Source organism: Streptomyces sp. NPDC096323 (genome assembly GCF_040302845.1).
Lineage (GTDB): Bacteria > Actinomycetota > Actinomycetes > Streptomycetales > Streptomycetaceae > Streptomyces.
This window is the reverse complement of sequence record NZ_JBEOSI010000006.1, coordinates 396,738-415,961: the sequence shown is the minus strand read 5'-3', so window position 1 is coordinate 415,961 and position 19,224 is coordinate 396,738. Positions and strand designations below refer to the sequence as shown.

The following is a 19,224-nucleotide window of genomic DNA, read 5'->3' as shown; positions in this document are numbered from 1 at the left end:
TCGCGCTGCTGCCCGCTCTTCCGTCATCCCCGGAGCCGGCAGTGGCGCGTCGCCATGTCCGCGACCCTCTCGCGTCGGGGTGGCTGGGTGCCGAGGTAATTCGGTGTCGAAATACTTCTACACTGTCCGCATGCCCGAGAAGCGAGCCGCGCGCCTGAGCCCCGATGAGCGAAGGGCGCAATTGGTCGCGATTGGCGTGGACATGCTCTCCGATCGCTCGCTGGACGAGCTCTCCACCGACGATGTGGCGCGCCGCGCCGGGATCTCCCGGGGGCTGCTCTTCCACTACTTCGACTCCAAGCGCGACTTCTACCGCTCCATGGTGCAGCGGGAGTGCGACGAATTCGCCGCAGCCATGGAACCGGACCCCTCGCTGGAGCCCGTCCCCTGGCTGCGGTCGTTCATCGCCGGGTTCGCGGCGTACGTCACGGAGCACCGCAGGATCTATCTCGCCCTGGTCCGGGGCGCCGCCGGCAGCCATCCCGCCGTGGAGGACATCGTCGAGTCCACCCGCACCGCCGTGGCCCGGCGGCTGGAGGAGGGGCACCGGCGGCTCGGGATGCCGGACTCGCCCCGGCTGTCCGTCGCCACGCGGGCCTGGATGGCCTTCGCCGAAGAGGCGGTCACCAGCTGGCCGCTGGACGAGCCGGAGGCCCTCGACGAGCTCGGCGCCTTCCTGGAGTCGGGCTTCGTCGCGCTGCTCGGCGCCCTGGACCGGCCGGCCGCGCTGACCGGTGCTGGACTCGTTCGGCCGCGGGGAGGGCCGGTCCGGCCAGGTCACAGCAGGGCGAACTGGCCGTCCGGGCCCTCTTCCTGGTGATCCAGCACCGATGCGGGCCGCCGGGCGGCCGCCGGCACCGGCAGTACGCCCGCCTCCCGCAGTTCGTGCCCGCCGATCTCCGGGCCCCGCGCCAGCTCCTCCTGGCGGGGCCGCAGTTCGGCGAGCAGGGCGAGCAGCGTGATCAGCTCCAGCAGCTCCGACGTCCACTCCTGCGGCCAGGCGGGGGGGCGTACGGCCGCCAGGCCCTCGGCGGCGGGGGCCGCCGCCCGGCGCCCGAACCACAGCTCCAGCATGCGCACACCGCCCACCCGGAACTCCCACGCACCGACGGGCACCGGCGCGATGCGGCCCGTACCGATCCCCAGCACCTGCTCCTCGGGGTCGTAGGACAGCTCCGCCGGGGCGGGCGGCACGGCGGCCCGCACATAGGGGCGGCGCCCGCCCGGCAGCCGGGGGCGCTCGCCGCCCCGCGCCCCGCGCAGCTGGATCCGCACCAGTTCGCGCCCGAGCTCCACCCCCGCCGACCAGCGCGCGGTGTCCGCGGGCAGCGGCACCACGCAGCCCGCCGGGGTCTGCCGGGCCGCCGCGAGGATCCAGGCCAGCACCGAATCGGCCGTGACCGCGTCCCCGTGGCGGGCGCGGAGCAGACCGAGCAGGCCGGGGGCCAGATTGGGCTCGGCCCCGCCGGGGCGCCGGAACAGCGGACGGATCCGGCCCGGCCGCCCCGCGGGGGAGTGGCCGTCGGGAAGCAGCGCGGTCACCGAGAGGGCGGGCCCCGTGTCCTGGGGCACCCGGCCGTGCTCGACGACGAAGAGCTGGTGACCGTCGGCGACCCGCCACAGCTCGGGCCGGGCCACGTCGATCAGACGGTGGTCGGGAAGCAGCCACTGCTCGTCGAACGGCCCGTGCAGGATCCGTACCGGCTCCGGATACGGCCCCGGCTCACGGGCGAACCGGCCCGTGCCGGTGGACTGCCCGGGCAGCGCCGCCACCGCGGTCTGCGGCGTACGCGCACGGGTGGGCATGAACAGCCGTTCGCGCTCGGTGCCCGGGGCGCGTACGAGCCGCTCCCAGCGGGCGCGCAGCGAGGCGGGGTCGGGAGCGGTCACCCAGGGGCGCCCGGTCCTGAGTGGCCGTACGGACCAGGGCATGAGGTCGTCGAGGAGCGGGCCGCGCGGGTCCTCGCCGGATCCGGCCGCTGCCGGTGCTGCCACCGTGTCGTCCTCCCCGTCGCCACGTCTGCCGCCTTCCCGGGCATCGTAACGGCGGGGCCGCGGGTACCGGCAGGGTGCCTGCCCGGTCCTGCGGCCGAGGCCGTCAGTGCGCCTCCACCGTGACCGAGAAGGAGAACCGGTCGCCCCGGTAGCGGATCTGCGCCACATCGACCACCCGGCCGCTCTCGTCGTAGGTCACGCCCGTGTAGTAGAGGATCGGACTGAGCAGCGGGACCCGGAGCAGTTCGGCGGTGGCCGGGTCGGCGAGCCGGGCCTCGACCGTGTCGGTGATCCGGGCGATCGGGACACCGACACGGTCGCGCAGCACCTTGGTCATCGGCCAGCGTTCGAGGTCGGCGGGGTCGAGCCCGGCCGCGGCCTCCGGATGGACCCAGTTCTGCGCCCAGTTGGTCGGCTCCCCGGTGTCCTCCTCGCACCGCAGCCGCCGGTAGCCGGTGACCTCCGGGCAGCCGGGGAAGAACTCCGCGACCTCGCCCGGCACCGGGGACGGGCCGTGGTCGAGGACGGTGGTCCGCTCGCCCGACTGCTGGGCGACGATCGCGTCGATCGAGCCGAGCAGCCGCACCGGCGACACCCGGCGTGCGCGCGGCTCGATGAAGGTGCCGCGCCGCCGGTGCCGGCTGATCAGTCCCTCCGCCTCCAGTTCCTTCAGCGCCTGGCGCATGGTGAGGACGCTGACGCCGTAGTGCGCGGCGAGCTGCTCCTCGGTCGGCAGCCGCAGGGTGGCGTCCGCGGTGCGGCCCAGTATCGAGGCCCGCAACGACTGCGAGACCTGATACCAGAGCGGGAGCTTGCGGTTCAGGACCAGGGAGTCGGGCGCGAAGGCGGCCCCCGGGGCCGTGGGGGGCTTCGGAGGGGGCGTCGGCACCTGGGTCACCTGCGTTCGTCGTCGCTGCTCACGGGGGTCGTTATGGCCTGAAGTCGCGGCTCAGACCCTGCCACACGTCGTCGTAGCCCTGCTGGAGATGGCCGGCCGTCGCCGCCTGTCCGGTCGCGGTGACGGGCCAGCGGGTCTCGAACATGAAGGCCAGACCGTCGTCGATCTTCTGCGGCTTCAGCTCCGCGGCGCTCGCCCGCTCGAAGGTCTCCCGGTCCGGGCCGTGCGCCGACATCATGTTGTGCAGGGAGCCGCCGCCGGGCACGAAGCCCCCCTTGCCGGCCGTCTTCGCGTCGTACGCGCCCTCGATCAGACCCATGTACTCGCTCATGACGTTGCGGTGGAAGTACGGCGGCCGGAAGGTGTCCTCGCCGACCAGCCAGCGCGGCGCGAACACCACGAAGTCGACCCCGGCGAGACCAGGGGTGTCCGTGGGCGAGGTCAGCACCGTGAAGATCGACGGGTCCGGGTGGTCGTAGCTGATCGAGCCCATGACGTTGAACCTGCGCAGGTCGTAGACGTACGGGGTGTGGTTGCCGTGCCACGCGACCACATCGAGCGGCGAGTGATCGTACGTCGCCGACCAGAGGTTGCCGCAGTACTTGTTGACCACCTCCACCGGGCGCTCCACGTCCTCGTACGCGGCGACCGGGGCGAGGAAGTCCCGCGCGTTCGCGAGGCCGTTGGCGCCGATCGGGCCGAGGTCGGGGAGGACGAACGGCTGGCCGTAGTTCTCGCAGACATAGCCGCGGGCGGTCGCGTCGAGCAGTTCGACCCGGAAGCGGACACCGCGCGGGATCAGGGCGACGTGGCCGGGTTCCGCGCGCAGCAGGCCCAGTTCGGTGCGCAGCAGCAGTCCGCCGTGCTCCGGGACGATCAGCAGTTCGCCGTCGCTGTCACTGAAGACCCGGTCGGTCATGGCGGTGTCGGCGGCATAGAGGTGCACGGCCATGCCGGTGCGCTGCGCGGCGTCCCCATTGCCCCCCAGCGTCCACAGGCCGGACAGGAAGTCCGTGCCGGGCGCGGGCTCCGGGAGCGGGTCCCAGCGCAGCCGGTTGGGGTCGGGGACGGAATCGGTGAACGGGGCCGTGCGCAGGGTGCCGTTGTCGACGCGGACGAACGGGGGATGGGCCGCGGAGGGGCGGATCCGGTAGAGCCAGGAGCGGCGGTTGTGGACGCGCGGCTCGGTGAAGGCCGAACCGCTCAGCTGCTCGGCGTAGAGCCCCAGCGGTGCGCGCTGCGGGGAGTTGCGGCCGTGCGGCAGCGCCCCCGGCACCGCTTCCGAGCTGTGCTGATTGCCGAATCCGGCGGAGTGCGCGAGCCCTTCCGCCGTCTTCCGCGCCTGCTCGATGCCGCTCATGTGTGCTCCCGGTGCCTGAGGAATCGTGGAATCCTATGGTCAACCGTAGGAATCGGAGCGAGGAGAGTCAACGGCATTCGTGCGGCACGGGGGGTTCCAGAACATGAACAATGCTCTACTCTCGCGCACATGTCGTGGACACGAAGACTTCTGGTGGTCCTGGCGGCGCTCGCGGCCGCCCTTCTCGCGGCCCCGACCGCCCAGGCGCACGAGGAGCGGCCGGTGACCCTGCCCGACGGCACCGGCAGCGTGCCGGTGTACCGGGCGGGGGAGCCCGATCTCCTGGTCTGCAAGAGCGACCGGGCGGACTTCGAGCGCCGGATCTCCGGATTCCCGGACGCCCTGCGGGCCAGGAACCTGGCGCTCTTCGAGCGGTGCCGGAAGTCCGGCTACCGCCATCTCCAGCAGGCCGTCGACGCGGTCACCGGGCCCGGGAAGAACATCGCGATCCTGCCCGGCCTCTACGAGGAGGAGCCCTCGCTGCCCGCGCCGAGGGGGGAGTGCGCCCGTCTGAAGGCCCCCAACTCCCAGCTCGGCTACCAGATCCTGAGCTATGCCCAGCAGGCGAAGTGCCCGCACAACCAGAACCTGGTGGCGATCCTCGGAAAGAAGGACCTTCAGATCGAGGGCACCGGCGCCGCGCGCACGGACGTCGTCATCGACGCCAAGTACCAGAAGCTCAACGCGGTCCGTGCGGACGGCTCCGACGGCGTCTACTTCAAGAACTTCACCGCCCAGCGCACCACCTTCAACTCGCTCTACGTGCTGGCCCAGGACGGCTTCGTCATCGACGACGTCCTCACGCGGTGGAACGACGAGTACGGCTTCCTCACCTTCGCGAGCGACCACGGCATGTACAAGAACTGCGAGTCGTACGGCAACGGCGACTCCGGCATCTACCCGGGCAGCGCGTCCGACATCAACGACGCCCACGGCTACGAGGTGCCGCGCTACTCGATCGAGATCACCGGCTGCCGCAGCCACCACAACATGGTCGGCTACTCCGGCACCGCGGGCGACTCCGTCTACGTCCACGACAACGAGTTCGACCACAACATGGGCGGCGCCTCGATGGACAGCGCCTTCCCCGGCCACCCCGGCCTGCCGCAGAACCACGCCCGCTTCGAGCGCAACCTGATCCACGACAACAACGCCGACTACTACCCGTACGTCGCCGACGGCACCTGCGCCAAGCCGCCCGTCGAGCGCGGTTACGAGGACGGGGTGGTCTGCCCGCAGATCTCCATGCCCCCGGGCACGGGCATCATCACCGCGGGCGGCAACTGGAACCTCTACGAGGACAACTGGGTCTACGGGCAGCAGCGCGCCGCCTTCTTCCTGAGCGCGGTCCCCGCCTTCATCCGCGGCGAGGACGCCCTCGGCAAGCAGACCGACACCTCCCACCACAACCGGTACGCGAACAACCACCTCGGCACCGACAAGCAGGGCAGGTCGCGTCCCAACGGCACCGATGTGTGGTGGGACGGCCAGGGGGCGGGCAACTGCTGGCAGTCGGACACGGGCGCCTCCACCCCGCGCTCCCTGCCCGCCTGCGGGGCCGGGCGGGGATCAGTCTCCGGCAGCACCGACCGGCTGGTGGGAGAGCCCGTGAAGCTGGCCCAACTGCTGGTCTGTGCCGACTACAACGTGCAGGCGCGCCGACTGCCGGCCGGCTGCGACTGGTACGGGGCGCGCGGCATCGAACGCGTCGAGGTGCAGGCGGCCCTGGGCATCGCGGTGGTGCTCGTGCTGGTCGGCGGAGTGTTGTGGTGGCGCCGGCTGCGGTCCAGCAGGCTCGCCACAGCCGCCACGCTCCTCGGACTCATCGGCCTCGGCCTGGACGTGGCCGGCTCGACCATGGGCCTCGCCTCCACTTATGTGCCCGCCCTCTCACTGCTGCTGACCGGGCTCTGGTGGACGGGCATCGGGCTGGTGCTGCGGCGGGGGCGGCCCGGGCTGGGCTGGATCACGGTGGCGCTGGGCGGTCTCACGCTGCTCGACGCGCTGGACAAGGGCGTGTTCATGATCCCGTGGATTCCGCTGAGCCCCGCCTGGGTACGGGGGCTGCTCGGCTTGGTCTGGGTGGTGTGGGCCGTCGTGGCCGCCGCCCGCCACGGAGCGCCCTCGAAGGGGGTGCCAGAAGCGGAGGCGGGTGCGGGAGGCGGCGAGGGCCTCGGCGCGGAACCGGCCACCGGCTCCGACGGCGCCCGAGGCGCCGACGGGGCGCAGGCCCTGGCGCAACCCGGGCGTTCCGCCTCTCGCACCGCGCCGGCCGCCGAACCGGACGGGGAACCGTCGTGAACCGCCGCCTGGGCCGACACCTGAGTCGGCTCCTGGGCCGACACCCGAATCGGCTCCCGGACCGCCACCTGAAGTGTCCGGACCGCCACCCGAACCGGCCTCCCGACCGCCGCGATCGCCAGCCGGACCGCCACATGGACCGGACCTGGGCGCCGAACCGGACGGGGGCGCCGAACCGGACGGGGGCGCCGAACCGGACGGGCGCGCCGGACCGGGCCGGGGCGCCGACCCGCGCGCGCAGGTCCGCCGCCGCCCTGCTCGTCGCCGCCCTCCTGCTCGGCGCGGCCGGCTGCGGGGGGCGGGCCACCACCCACCACAAGCCGGGCACCAGCCACGAGCAGGCCACCGGCAGCAACGGCCGGCTCCTGACCGAGGAGGACGGCTCCGGCCACCGGCTGCGCCAGGTCGACGCCCAGGGCGCGCCCGAGGTCGCCGTGTCCGTACGGCCGGACTCGGAGGACGGCTGGAACGTCCACCTCACGGTGGGGCACTTCCGGTTCACCCCGGACAGCGTCGGCGGCGCCGCACTCCTGGGGCGCGGCCACGCCCGGCTCTTCCTCGACGGCCACCCCCTCGCCCGTGTCTACGGCACCTGGTTCCACCTCCCGGAGTCACTGCTGCGCGCCGCCGGGGGCGGCACCCGGCTGACGGCTCGCCTCTACGCCGACGACCACACCGCCTGGGCGGTCGGCGCCGCCCCCGTCCAGGCCGGCGCCACGCTCGGCGAGGCCACTTCGACACCCACCGCCACTCCCGCCCCTACTCCCACTCCCACCCCCGGCACCACCGTGGACATCTCGGTCCGCGACGGCAAGGTCAACCCCGCTCCCGGGCGCACCGAGGTCAGGAAGGGCCGGACCGTGCGCCTCGTGGTCCGCAGCGACCGCGAGGACACCCTTCACGTCCACGGCTACGACAAGGAGACGCGGCTGCCCGCCGGCCGGACCGTCACCCTCATCTTCACCGCCGACCGCACCGGGCTCTTCGAGGTCGAGACGCACGAGTCCGACCTGCTCCTGACCCAACTCGTCGTACGGTGACGGCCCTCGGCGATCCCGGTGCCGATGCCGGCCCCGACACCGGGATCGTGAGCGTCCTCGCCCACGGCATCGGCGCCCAGCACGACCTGCCCCTCTCGCCCTTCTACGCCTTCGCGGGAGCGTTCGCCGCGCTGTTCGTCTCCTTTCTCGCCCTCGGTCTGCTCTGGTCCGCCTCCCGATTCCGGGGCGACCGGGCCGGCCGCCCGCTGCCGGACGCCGTCCAGCGCGCCGCCGACGCCCGGCCCACCCGCATCGCGGCCCGCGCGCTCGGCCTGGCCGCCGCGCTCCTGGTCGTCCTTCACCTCCTCCTCGGCCCGGCCGACCCGGACCGGAATCCCGCCCCCGGCGCCGTCTACGTAATCCTCTGGGTCGGGCTCCTCCCGGCCTCGCTGCTGCTCGGGCCCGTCTGGCGGCTGCTCAACCCGCTGCGCACCCTCCACCTCCTCGGCTGCCGCGCGCTCGGACGCGACCCGGCTGCCGGCAGCCCCCTGCCCCCGCGCCTCGGAATGTGGCCCGCCGCGGCCGGGCTCCTCGCCTTCACCTGGCTCGAACTCGTCGCCCCCGACCCCGCCTCACCCACCGCGCTCCTCCTCTTCCTCGCCCTCTACTCCCTCGCCCAGCTCGCGGGCGCCTGCCACTACGGAGCCCGCTGGTTCGACCAGGCCGACGCCTTCGAGGCCTATTCGGGTCTCCTCGCCCGGCTCTCGCCGCTCGGCCGCCGCCCCGCCGACCACCGCCTCGTCCTGCGCTCCCCCTTCAACGGACTTGACGCCACGCCCCAACTGCCCGGGCTCGTCGTCACGGTGTGCGTGCTGCTCGGCTCCACGGCGTACGACGGCTTCTCCGACGCCCCCTCCTGGATCACCACCGTCCAGACCTCGGCCCTGGGCCGTACCACCACCGCCACCCTCGGTCTGCTGGCCGCCGTCGCCCTCGTCGCCACCCTCTACGCCCTCTGCGCCGGGGCCGTCCGGCTCCTCTCCGGCCAACTGCCGCACCCCCTCACCGCCTTCGCGCACTCCCTCGTCCCGATCGCCCTCGGCTATCTCGTGGCCCACTACTTCACACTCTTCGTCACCGAAGGCCCACACACCGTCATGGTGGCACTCGGCACTGACAATCCCGCTCCACCCGAACCGTTCCTCGGCCCGGGCGGCATCGCCACGCTCCAGGTCGCCGCGATCGTTCTCGGTCATGTCCTCGGCGTCGTCGCCGCCCACGACCGCTCCGTCCGGCTCTTCCCGCCCGGCCGTGCCGTCGCCGGCCAGCTTCCGCTCCTGGTCCTGATGGTCGCGTACACGACCGGCGGACTGGCCCTGCTCATCGCCTGAGGCCGAGGGCCCCCGCAGGCCCCACGTCGAGCCGGACCGCGCCCAGGCCGCGGGATCCCCACGGCATCATGGAACCCGTGCCCCCTGCGAACACGAACCTCCGCCGCGCCCCCGTGCAGCAGCGCAGTGCCGAGCGCCTCACCCGGATACTCGACGCCTGTGCCGAACTCCTCGACGAGACCGGCTACGAGCAGCTCTCCACCCGGGCCGTGGCCGTACGCGCCGGGGTCCCCATCGGTTCCGTCTACCGCTTCTTCTCCAACAAGCGGGCTCTCGCCGACGCCCTGGCCCGCCGTAACCTGGACAGCTACGCCGAGCGGATCACCGCCCGGCTGGTCACCATCCCGGCCGCCGACTGGCGGCCTGCCATCGACGCCGTGCTCGACGAGTACCTGGCGATGAAGACCTCCGTCCCCGGCTTCTCCCTCATCGACTTCGGCGCCCCCGCACCCGTCGACGACCCGGCCGACGACGCCAACCTGCGCGTGGCCGGCCGGCTCGTGGAGCTGCTCTCCGGCCATCTGGGCCGCGAGGCCGACGACGCCCTCCTGCGCTCCATCCTGGTCTGCGTGGAAGCCGCGGACGCCCTGCTCCAACTCGCCTTCCGTACCGACCCGTCCGGCGACCGGGCGATCGTCGCCGAGACGCGCGTGCTGCTCCAGGCCTACCTCGCGCGGGTGCTGGACTGATCCCGAGCGCACCGACCCCGTCACCTTCTTCTCCGCACACCTCCCCAGCATGCGTACCGGTCGGTATGCTCGGCCGTGCTCACGCATGTCCGCGCGCCACCGCTGCCGCCGCCCCGGGAGGGCCCCATGCCGCACGACCCCAGCAGCTCCCGTACCGCCCTGCGCATCTGCCCGCTCTGCGAAGCCACCTGCGGGCTCACCCTCACCATCGAGGGGACCAGGGTCACCGGAGCGCGCGGCGACCGGGAGGACGTGTTCAGCAAGGGCTTCATCTGCCCCAAGGGCGCGTCGATCGGCGGACTCGACGAGGATCCCGACCGGCTGCGCACCCCCCTCGTCCGCAAGGACGGCGTCCTGACGGAGGCGAGCTGGAGCGAGGCGTTCGACGCGATCGCCCACGCACTGCCGGCCGTCTCCCGGGAACACGGGCCACAGGCCGTCGGCGTCGTCCTCGGCAACCCCAACGTGCACACCATGGCCGGCGCCCTCTACCCGCCCGCCCTGCTCGCCGCCCTGCGGACCCGGGCCCTGTTCACCGCGAGCACCCTGGACCAGATGCCCAAGCACGTCTCCAGCGGACTGCTCTTCGGCGACCCGAACGCCATCCCCGTGCCGGACCTCGACCGCACCGACCACCTGCTGATGCTGGGCGCCAACCCCCTCGAATCCAACGGCAGCCTGTGCACCGCCCCCGACTTCCCCGGCAGGCTCAAGGCGCTGCGCCGCCGCGGCGGCACCCTCACCGTCGTCGACCCGCGCCGCACCCGCACCGCCCGCCTCGCCGACCGGCACGTGGCCATCCGGCCCGGAACGGACGCCCTCCTGCTGGCCGCGATGGCGCACGTCCTGTTCGAGGAGAAGCTCACCGACCCCGGCGCGCTCGCGGACCACGTCGAAGGGCTCGGTGAAGTCGCCGAAGCGGTACGTGACTTCACGCCGGAGGCCGTCGCCGCGGCCTGCGACGTGGACGCCGGCACCATCCGTACCCTCGCCCGGGAGCTCGCGGCCGCCCGCACCGCCGCCGTATACGGCCGCATCGGCAGCTGCACCGTCGAACACGGCACCCTCGCCAGCTGGCTCGTCGACGTCCTCAACGTCCTCACCGGCAACCTCGACCGACCCGGCGGCGCCCTCTTCCCCCTCTCCGCGACCGCCCGCGCCCCGCGCCCCGCCGGCCCCGGCAGGGGGTTCGCCCTCGGCCGCTGGGCGAGCCGGGTCTCCGGCCACCCCGAGGCCAAGGGTGAACTGCCCCTCTCCGCACTGGCCGAGGAGATCGCGACGCCGGGCGAGGGGCGGATCCGTGCCCTGATCGTGCTGGCCGCCAACCCGGTCCTCTCCGCGCCCGACGGCGACCGGCTCGACGCCGCACTGGCCGACGGGCTCGACTTCATGGTGAGCGTCGACCCCTATCTCAACGAGACCTCCCGCCACGCGGATGTCGTGCTGCCCCCGCCGCCGCCCTCGCAGAGCGCCCACTTCGACTTCGCGTTCAACGCCCTGGCCGTGCGCAACCAGGTCCGCTACACCCGCCCCGCCCTGCCCCTGGACGCCGATCGCATGGACGAGGCGGAGATCCTCGCCCGGCTCGTCCTCGCCGTCTCCGGTATGCACGGCGCGGAGCCGGACGCCGTGGATGCCATGATCATCGACCGGGCCCTGGGCAAGGCGGTCGCCGACCCGCTCTCGCCCGTACACGGCCGGGACCCCGCCGAGCTCGCCGCCGCGCTCACCGGCCGCACCGGGGCCGAGCGGCGCCTCGACCTGATGCTCCGCCTCGGCCCGTACGGCGAGGGCTTCGGCCCGTACGGCGAGGGCTTCGGCGCGTCCGGCGAAGGCTTTGGCCCGTCCGGCGAAGGTGCCGCCCCCGACGGGCTCAGCCTGGAGCGGCTGCTCGCCCACCCGCACGGCATCGACCTCGGCCCCCTCGCCCCTCGCATCCCGACGGTCCTCACCACCCGCAGCGGGCGCGTCGAGCTGTTCCCCGCCCCGATCGCCGCCGATCTGCCAAGACTGCGCCGGGCCCTCGACGGCCGCGCCGACCCCGAGGCGCTCGTCCTCATCGGCCGCCGCCATCTGCGGTCCAACAACAGCTGGCTGCACAACGTCGCCGCACTCCGCGGCGGCTCCAACGTCTGCACCCTCCAGATTCACCCCGAGGACGCCGCGCGCCTCGGACTCACCGACGGAGCGCCCGCCACGATCACCGCGGACGGCGGCGAGCTCACGGTCCCGGTCGAGGTCACCGACGGCGTACGCACCGGAGTGGTGAGCCTTCCGCACGGCTGGGGGCACGACCGCCCCGGCACCCGGATGTCCGTCGCCGCCGAGCAGCCCGGCGTCAACGTCAACCAGCTCCTCGACGGCAGCCGCCTCGACCCGCTCTCCGGCACCGCCGTGCTCAACGGAATCCCGGTCACGGTGGCACCCTCGCGTTGACCTGGGGTTTTGCTCGTATTGCTCACATGTCAACGTCTTGTTAACGCCATATGGCGCGCCCTAACGTCATCCGCACCGCCGGCTCCGGTGGGAGTTCAAGGGTGAACGATAGGTATCCATATGCTGACCATCCTCGGCTTTGCCATGATCGCGACCTTCCTGGTCCTGATCATGATGAAGAAGATGTCGCCGATCGCGGCGCTCGTGCTGATCCCCGCGCTGTTCTGCGTGGCCGTGGGGAAGGGCGCGAAACTCGGTGACTACGTCATCGAGGGCGTCGGCAATCTGGCCCCGACCGCCGCCATGCTGATGTTCGCGATCGTCTACTTCGGGGTGATGATCGACGTCGGCCTCTTCGACCCGATCGTCCGGGGCATCCTGCGCTTCTGCAAGGCCGACCCGATGCGGATCGTCGTGGGTACGGCGGTGCTCGCCGCCATCGTCTCGCTCGACGGTGACGGCTCCACCACCTTCATGATCACCGTCTCGGCCATGTATCCGCTCTACAAGCGCCTGAAGATGAGCCTGGTCGTCATGACCGGCGTCGCCGCCACGGCGAACGGCGTCATGAACACCCTGCCCTGGGGCGGCCCCACCGCCCGCGCCGCCACCGCCCTCAAGCTGGACGCCGGGGACATCTTCGTCCCCATGATCCCGGCGCTCGGCGTCGGACTGCTCGCGGTCATCCTGCTGGCCGTCGTCCTCGGCCGGCGCGAGCGCAAGCGGCTCGGCACGCTCAGCATCGACGACGCGCTGGGCGCCCCCGCGGTCACGGAGACCGAGACGGTCCTCGTCGCCGCCGGCGGCGGCAGCGACCGGCTGCGCAAGAGCACCGGCGGAGCCGGCACGGGCGGCACGGAACCCGGGGCATCCGAGGAGGCCGGCGACGGCTTCAAGGGCCTCGACCCCCACCGCGCCACCCTGCGGCCGAAGCTCTACTGGTTCAACGCGGGCCTCACCATCGCCCTGCTCACCGCGATGATCATGGAACTGATGCCGATCCCGGTGCTCTTCCTCCTCGGCGCGGCCCTCGCCCTCACGGTCAACTTCCCGCACATGCCCGACCAGCGGGCGAGGATCGCCGCCCACGCCGACAACGTCCTCAACGTCTCCGGCATGGTCTTCGCCGCCGCCGTCTTCACCGGCGTACTCACCGGCACCGGCATGGTCGACCACATGGCCGACTGGCTGGTCGGCGCGATCCCCGAGGGCATGGGCCCGCACATGGCTCTCGTCACCGGCGTGCTGAGCATCCCGCTCACGTACTTCATGTCCAACGACGGCTTCTACTTCGGAGTCGTGCCCGTGCTCGCCGAGGCCGGAGCCGCGCACGGCGTCTCCCCGCTGGAGATCGCCCGCGCCTCCCTGGTCGGCCAGCCCCTGCACATGTCGTCCCCGCTGGTGCCCGCCGTCTACGTCCTTGTCGGTATGGCCAAGGTCGAGTTCGGAGACCACACCCGCTTCACCGTCAAGTGGGCCGCCCTCACCTCCCTGGTGGTACTCGGCGCCGGACTCCTGTTCGGGATCATCTGATTCATGACCACCACCCCCGGGCCCGGCCGGAGCTGGCTGCTGCGCCTCGTCATCGCCTTCGCCTTCGCGCAGGGGGCGGTGTCGATGGCGCGGCCCGCCGTCTCCTACCGGGCCCTGGCGCTCGGTGCGGACGAGCGGGCGATCGGCGTCATCACCGGCGTGTACGCGCTCCTGCCGCTCTTCGCCGCCGTTCCGCTGGGGCGCCGGACGGACCACGGCCGATGCGCACCGCTGCTGCCCCTGGGAGTCGCCCTGATCGCCGGCGGCTGCTCCCTCAGCGGCCGGGCGGGCTCGCTCACCGCGATGGCGGCCTGGAGCGGGGTCATGGGGCTCGGTCACCTCTGCTTCGTGATCGGCGCCCAGTCCATCGTCGCCCGCCAGTCCGCCCCGGCCGAACAGGACCGCAACTTCGGCCATTTCACCATCGGCGCCTCCCTCGGCCAGCTCATCGGCCCGATCGCCGCCGGGTACCTGATCTCCGAGCGCGACGGCGCCATGGGACGTACCAGCGCCCTCGCGCTGACCGTCTCGGCGGCGGTCGCCGCCGTCTCCCTCGGCTCCCTGTGGCGCATCGAGCACCGGACCACTTCCGTACGTCGCGACAAGGCGCCGGCCGCCAAGGTGCCCGTCGGCAGCATTCTGCGCGCCCGGGGCGTACCCGCCGGGATCTTCATCAGCCTCGCCGTGCTCTCCGCGACCGACATCCTCACCGCCTACCTGCCCGTCGTGGGGGAACACCGCGGCATCGCCCCCGCCACCGTCGGGCTGCTGCTGAGCCTGCGGGCCGCCGCCACCATCGCGTGCCGGCTGGTGATGACACCGATGCTCCGGGTGCTGGGCCGGGCGGCCCTGCTCGCCTCCACCTGCCTGCTGGCCGGTCTCCTCTGCGCCGGCATCGCGCTGCCCGTCCCCGTCCCTGCCCTGGCCGTGATGCTCGCCGTCCTCGGATTCTGCCTCGGGGCCGGCCAGCCCCTGTCGATGACCACCGTCGTCCAGGCGGCCCCCGCGGCGGCCCGCTCCACCGCTCTCGCCCTGCGGCTGACCGGCAACCGGCTGGGTCAGGTGGCGACCCCCGCCGCCGCGGGGCTCGTCGCCGGAGTGGCGGGTACCGCGGCCCCGTTCGTCATGCTCGGCGTGCTGCTGATCGCCGCGGCCGGCCTCGGCTCACGCGGCAAGGACGAGCGCCCCTCACGCGGGGACCGCGCCCCGCAACCGGATCCTGCCGTTCCGGACAACGGCCCGGCGCGGGCCGGTCTTAACCGGAATCCCACCTGACACTTGTGTCTCCGCACTACCCGTACGCCGCAAGATTTGCACGAGTCGTTCCCTCACGCTCCGCAGTGGGCTAATTTCAGGCCACTGCTGCCGCTCCCCACCGCACCATCTTCATCCTCCCGGGCGGAACCACATGACTCGCGCCATCATTCTGAACAATGTCAGCAAGACCTACGGGCGTTCCTCGCGCGCCGTCGACCGCCTCTCGCTGTCCATCGACCCGGGCGAGTTCGTCGTCCTGCTCGGCCCTTCGGGGTGCGGCAAGTCGACCGTGCTCCGCATGATCGCCGGGCTCGAGGACGTCACCGAGGGCGAGATCCTGCTCGACGGCGAAGAGGCCAACCACCTGACCCCCCGCGAACGCGGCATGGCCATGGTCTTCCAGAACTTCGCCCTCTACCCGAACATGACCAACCGGGCCAACATCGGTTTCCCGCTGAAGCTGGAGAACCCGCGCCAGGACCACAACGAGCACATCGAGAACACGGCCAGGATGCTCGGCATCGAGAGCGTCCTGGACCGCTTCCCCGGCCAGCTCTCCGGTGGCGAGCGCCAGCGCGTCGCGATGGGCCGGGCGATCTCGCGCCAGCCCTCGGCCTTCCTCATGGACGAGCCGCTCTCCAACCTCGACGCGAAGCTCCGCAACCACCTGCGCGCCGAGATATCCCAGCTCACCAAGGAACTCGGCGTCACCACGGTCTACGTGACACACGACCAGGCCGAAGCCATGTCGCTGGGCCACCGGGTCGCCGTCATGCGAGGGGGAGTGCTCCAGCAGGTGAGTCCGCCGCGCGAGGTGTACTCGCTGCCGGAGAACGTGTTCGTCGCCGCGTTCATCGGCACCCCGCGGATCAACCTGCTGCAGGCCGTCGTCCACGCACCCCTGGAGGGGCGGATGTCGATCGACCTCGGCCGCCAGCGCCTCCCCCTGCCCGAACCCCTGAGCCCCGACCACCAGTTGCTGCGCATCCAGCAGGGCCGGCGCATCATCGTGGGACTGCGCTCCGAGGCGGTCCGGATCGCCCCGCCCAGCCAGGCCCGCCCCGGTGAGGTCGCCCTCAGCGGCATCGTCGAGCACGTCGAGTACCAGGGGCACGAGGCGCTGGTCCACCTCAACACCGGATCGCAGCCGGCCGTGGTGCCGGACCTGGAATCGGCCCGCCCCGACCGCGGCACCCTGCGCAGGCGCCGCGGCGGCGGAGGAGGGGTCGGCGTCCTGGAACGCCTCAAGGAGCGCGCCACCGGACATGCCGGCGGATCCGTCGCCGTCCTCGACGAACCGGGCATCGAGCCGCTCCCGCCGGGCGTCCACAGCCCCGACCGCCCCGCGGTCACCTCCAGCGACCTCGTCGTCCGTACCGGTCCGGACATGCGGCTGCGCACCGGCGGCCAGGTTCCCCTCCTGGTCGACCTGGCCCATCTGTACGTCTTCGACCACCAGGGCCGCCGGATCTGTCCCCTCCCGAAGGTGGTCCCCGGCCTGGAGGTGTGAAGCGGCGGCACCGGGCCCGTCCGCCGCCCCTCCCCGACCGCCTCACCGAGGCCGTCGGCGGCGGACGGGCCCCGGCACGTGACCGACGTCTCTGGCGCCAGAAAACTAACGGCGCTAGTTTAGGTCGCGGACGACCTCGTCCGCCACCGCGTCCGGGAGGAACAGCCATGAAGGCCCATGACGGTATGTACATCGGCGGCGCATGGCGGCCCGCCGCCGGGACGGACACCATCGCGGTGGTGAACCCGGCGGACGAACAGGTCATCGCGCACGTCCCGGCGGGCACCGCCGAGGACGTCGACGCCGCGGTACGCGCCGCGCGTGCCGCGTTCCCCGGCTGGGCCGCGACCCCGCCCGCCGAGCGGGCCGCCAGGATCGGCGCGCTGCGCGATGTGCTCGCCGCCCGCAAGGACGAGATCGCCGCGACGGTCACCGCGGAACTGGGCTCGCCGCTGCCGCTGTCCCAGATGGTGCACGCGAGCGTGCCGGTGCTCGTCGCCGGTTCGTACGCGGAACTGGCCGCCACGTACGCCTTCGAGGAGCGGCACGGCAACTCCACCGTGTTCCTGGAGCCCCTCGGCGTCGTCGGCGCGATCACCCCGTGGAACTATCCGCTGCACCAGATCGTCGCCAAGGTGGCTCCCGCGCTCGCCGCCGGCTGCACGGTCGTCCTCAAGCCCGCCGAGGACACCCCGCTCACCGCGCAGCTCTTCGCCGAGGCCACCGAGGAGGCCGGTCTGCCCGCCGGCGTCTTCAATCTGGTCACCGGCCTGGGCCCGGTCGCCGGGCAGGCGCTCGCCGAGCACGAGGACGTCGACCTGGTCTCCTTCACCGGCTCCACCGCGGTCGGCAGGCAGATCGGCGCGACGGCAGGCGGCGCGGTCAAGCGCGTCGCGCTGGAGCTCGGCGGCAAGTCCGCCAACGTCATCCTGCCCTCGGCCGATCTGGCCAAGGCCGTCAACGTCGGCATCGCCAACGTGATGTCCAACTCCGGCCAGACGTGCAGCGCCTGGACGCGGATGCTCGTGGACGCCGAGCGGTACGAGGAGGCCGTCGCCCTCGCGGCGAAGGCCGTCGCCAAGTACGTACCCGGAGAGCGGGTCGGTCCGGTCGTCAACGCCAAGCAGCAGGCTCGCGTGCGCGGTTACATCGAGAAGGGCATCGAGGAGGGCGCCCGCGTCGTCGCCGGCGGCCCCGAGGCGCCGCTCGCCACCGGGTACTACGTCAGCCCCACCGTGTTCGCCGACGTCACCCCGGAGATGACCATCGCCCAGGAGGAGATCTTCGGCCCGGTCGTCTCGATCCTGAAGTACGAGGACGAGGCCGACGCGCTCCGCATCGCCAACGGCACGGTGTACGGACTGGCGGGCGCCGTCTGGGCCGCCGACGACGAGGAGGCCGTCGCGTTCGCCCGCCGGATGGACACCGGGCAGGTCGACATCAACGGCGGCCGCTTCAACCCGCTCGCTCCCTTCGGCGGTTACAAGCAGTCGGGCGTCGGCCGCGAGCTCGGTGCGCACGGTCTCGCCGAGTACCTCCAGACCAAGTCCCTCCAGTTCTGAACCGGCCCTTGAATCCGCCGAGTCCGCGTCCCCGATCAGCAAGGAGCCAGTCCGTGGTCCGCGCCGCCGTACTGTCCGCCGTCGGAGCTCCGCTGGAGATCACCGACATCACCCTGCCCGAGCCCGGCCCCGGTCAGGTCCGGGTCCGGCTCGCCGCCGCCGGCGTCTGCCACTCCGACCTCTCCCTGTCCAACGGCACCATGCGGCTGCCCGTCCCGGCCGTCCTCGGCCACGAGGGCGCGGGCACCGTCGTCTCCGTGGGCGAGGACGTCGGCCATCTCGCCCCCGGCGACGGCGTGGTCCTCAACTGGGCCCCGTCCTGCGGCAACTGCCACCACTGCGGCATCGGCGAGGTCTGGCTCTGCGTCAACGCCCTGGCCGGCGCGGCGAACGTCCACGCCCGTACCGCGGACGGCACGGAACTGCACCCCGGGCTGAACGTCGCCGCCTTCGCGCAGGAGACCGTGGTCGCCGCGAACTGTGTCCTGCCCGCGCCCGACGGCATCCCGCTCACCGACGCGGCCCTGCTCGGCTGCGCGGTGCTGACCGGGTACGGCGCGGTCCACCACAGCGCCCGGGTCCGCGCCGGCGAGTCCGTCGTCGTCTTCGGCATCGGCGGCGTCGGCCTCGCCGTGCTCCAGGCCGCCCGGATCGCCGGCGCCTCGCAGATCATCGCGGTGGACGTCTCCCCGGAGAAGGAGGACCTCGCCCGCCGGGCCGGTGCCACGGACTACGTGATCGCCTCCGCGACCACGCCCCGCGAGATCCGGAAGCTCACCGGCGGGCAGGGCGCGGACGTGGCCGTCGAGTGCGTCGGCCGGGCAGCCACCATCCGTGCCGCCTGGGAGTCCACCCGCCGCGGCGGCCGCGCCACGGTCGTCGGCATCGGCGGCAAGGACCAGCAGGTGACGTTCAACGCCCTGGAGATCTTCCACTGGGGCAGGTCCCTGACCGGCTGTGTATACGGCAACAGCGACCCGGCCCGGGATCTGCCGGTGCTGGCCGACCACATCCGGGCGGGCCGCTTCGACCTGTCGATGATGGTCACCGAACGGATCGCGCTGGACGGCATCCCGGCGGCCTTCGACAACATGATCGCCGGCAAGGGCGGCCGGGCCCTGGTGGTGTTCTAGCCGTCACCCGTGGGCCCGGCCTGCTCTCCTTCTGCGGTGAGCGGCAGGGCCCACGGCCGGTCCGGCGCCTCACACTCCGCCTCACGAGGCGGTCCTTCCACCGCGGGGGCCGGACTCTTCTGCGCCGCAGCGCACCTGCCGCTCACCCCGGTTGAGCACTGCCATGTACAGGCCGAACC

General features: G+C 72.7%; 14 protein-coding genes. 11 read left to right on the top strand and 3 right to left on the bottom strand.

From position 1 onward, the window contains the following. The first annotated feature begins 130 nt into the window (after positions 1-130). Positions 131-820, top strand: a complete 690-nt coding sequence (locus ABTX18_RS19490; RefSeq protein WP_352123933.1) for a TetR/AcrR family transcriptional regulator — start codon at positions 131-133, stop codon at positions 818-820. Here the strand turns inward: ABTX18_RS19490 and ABTX18_RS19485 are convergent. The 3 genes from ABTX18_RS19485 to hmgA form a co-directional block, all read right to left on the bottom strand. Then, complete coding sequence (locus ABTX18_RS19485; protein ID WP_352123932.1) at positions 778-1,995, bottom strand: type ISP restriction/modification enzyme; 1,218 nt, start codon at positions 1,993-1,995, stop codon at positions 778-780. The genes ABTX18_RS19490 and ABTX18_RS19485 overlap by 43 nt on opposite strands. 103 nt (positions 1,996-2,098) lie before the next feature. Continuing rightward, on the bottom strand, positions 2,099-2,884 hold the full coding sequence (locus ABTX18_RS19480) for a GntR family transcriptional regulator (protein ID WP_352123931.1): 786 nt from the start codon (positions 2,882-2,884) through the stop codon (positions 2,099-2,101). A 40-nt stretch (positions 2,885-2,924) separates the two neighbouring features. Further along, complete coding sequence (hmgA, locus tag ABTX18_RS19475) at positions 2,925-4,253, bottom strand: homogentisate 1,2-dioxygenase (protein WP_352123930.1); 1,329 nt, start codon at positions 4,251-4,253, stop codon at positions 2,925-2,927. A 129-nt stretch (positions 4,254-4,382) separates the two neighbouring features. Here hmgA and ABTX18_RS19470 point away from each other — a divergent pair, with 129 nt between their 5' ends. The 10 genes from ABTX18_RS19470 (at position 4,383) to ABTX18_RS19425 (ending at position 19,045) form a co-directional block, all read left to right on the top strand. Continuing rightward, on the top strand, positions 4,383-6,554 hold the full coding sequence (locus tag ABTX18_RS19470; RefSeq protein WP_352123929.1) for a right-handed parallel beta-helix repeat-containing protein: 2,172 nt from the start codon (positions 4,383-4,385) through the stop codon (positions 6,552-6,554). A gap of 134 nt (positions 6,555-6,688) precedes the next feature. Continuing rightward, positions 6,689-7,594, top strand: coding sequence for a hypothetical protein (locus ABTX18_RS19465; protein ID WP_352123928.1), 906 nt, complete (start codon positions 6,689-6,691; stop codon positions 7,592-7,594). 47 nt (positions 7,595-7,641) lie between these two features. Then, on the top strand, positions 7,642-8,925 hold the full coding sequence (locus tag ABTX18_RS19460) for a hypothetical protein (protein ID WP_352123927.1): 1,284 nt from the start codon (positions 7,642-7,644) through the stop codon (positions 8,923-8,925). A 68-nt stretch (positions 8,926-8,993) separates the two neighbouring features. Continuing rightward, on the top strand, positions 8,994-9,614 hold the full coding sequence (locus ABTX18_RS19455; RefSeq protein ID WP_352123926.1) for a TetR/AcrR family transcriptional regulator: 621 nt from the start codon (positions 8,994-8,996) through the stop codon (positions 9,612-9,614). Between the two features lie 126 nt (positions 9,615-9,740). Continuing rightward, positions 9,741-12,050, top strand: coding sequence for a molybdopterin oxidoreductase family protein (locus ABTX18_RS19450; protein WP_352123925.1), 2,310 nt, complete (start codon positions 9,741-9,743; stop codon positions 12,048-12,050). Positions 12,051-12,170: 120 nt separating this feature from the next. Further along, a complete protein-coding gene (locus tag ABTX18_RS19445) occupies positions 12,171-13,583 on the top strand; it encodes a CitMHS family transporter (protein WP_352123924.1) in 1,413 nt (470 codons plus the stop codon). A gap of 3 nt (positions 13,584-13,586) precedes the next feature. Further along, complete coding sequence (locus ABTX18_RS19440) at positions 13,587-14,858, top strand: MFS transporter (RefSeq protein ID WP_352123923.1); 1,272 nt, start codon at positions 13,587-13,589, stop codon at positions 14,856-14,858. A 133-nt stretch (positions 14,859-14,991) separates the two neighbouring features. Next, complete coding sequence (locus ABTX18_RS19435) at positions 14,992-16,350, top strand: ABC transporter ATP-binding protein (protein ID WP_352123922.1); 1,359 nt, start codon at positions 14,992-14,994, stop codon at positions 16,348-16,350. Positions 16,351-16,517: 167 nt separating this feature from the next. Then, on the top strand, positions 16,518-17,912 hold the full coding sequence (locus ABTX18_RS19430) for an aldehyde dehydrogenase family protein (RefSeq protein ID WP_352123921.1): 1,395 nt from the start codon (positions 16,518-16,520) through the stop codon (positions 17,910-17,912). Between the two features lie 53 nt (positions 17,913-17,965). Next, on the top strand, positions 17,966-19,045 hold the full coding sequence (locus ABTX18_RS19425) for a Zn-dependent alcohol dehydrogenase (RefSeq protein ID WP_352123920.1): 1,080 nt from the start codon (positions 17,966-17,968) through the stop codon (positions 19,043-19,045). The last annotated feature ends 179 nt before the right edge of the window (positions 19,046-19,224 follow it).

What these genes read in the sequence shown, in the direction of transcription:
- ABTX18_RS19430 (WP_352123921.1), top strand. Translation starts at nt 16,518, where the DNA reads ATGAAGGCCCATGACGGTATGTACATCGGCGGCGCATGGCGGCCCGCC.
- ABTX18_RS19445 (WP_352123924.1), top strand. Translation starts at nt 12,171, where the DNA reads ATGCTGACCATCCTCGGCTTTGCCATGATCGCGACCTTCCTGGTCCTG.
- ABTX18_RS19470 (WP_352123929.1), top strand. Translation starts at nt 4,383, where the DNA reads ATGTCGTGGACACGAAGACTTCTGGTGGTCCTGGCGGCGCTCGCGGCC.
- ABTX18_RS19455 (WP_352123926.1), top strand. Translation starts at nt 8,994, where the DNA reads ATGGAACCCGTGCCCCCTGCGAACACGAACCTCCGCCGCGCCCCCGTG.
- ABTX18_RS19450 (WP_352123925.1), top strand. Translation starts at nt 9,741, where the DNA reads ATGCCGCACGACCCCAGCAGCTCCCGTACCGCCCTGCGCATCTGCCCG.
- ABTX18_RS19465 (WP_352123928.1), top strand. Translation starts at nt 6,689, where the DNA reads ATGGACCGGACCTGGGCGCCGAACCGGACGGGGGCGCCGAACCGGACG.
- ABTX18_RS19440 (WP_352123923.1), top strand. Translation starts at nt 13,587, where the DNA reads ATGACCACCACCCCCGGGCCCGGCCGGAGCTGGCTGCTGCGCCTCGTC.
- ABTX18_RS19435 (WP_352123922.1), top strand. Translation starts at nt 14,992, where the DNA reads ATGACTCGCGCCATCATTCTGAACAATGTCAGCAAGACCTACGGGCGT.
- ABTX18_RS19490 (WP_352123933.1), top strand. Translation starts at nt 131, where the DNA reads ATGCCCGAGAAGCGAGCCGCGCGCCTGAGCCCCGATGAGCGAAGGGCG.
- hmgA (WP_352123930.1), bottom strand. Translation starts at nt 4,253, where the DNA reads ATGAGCGGCATCGAGCAGGCGCGGAAGACGGCGGAAGGGCTCGCGCAC.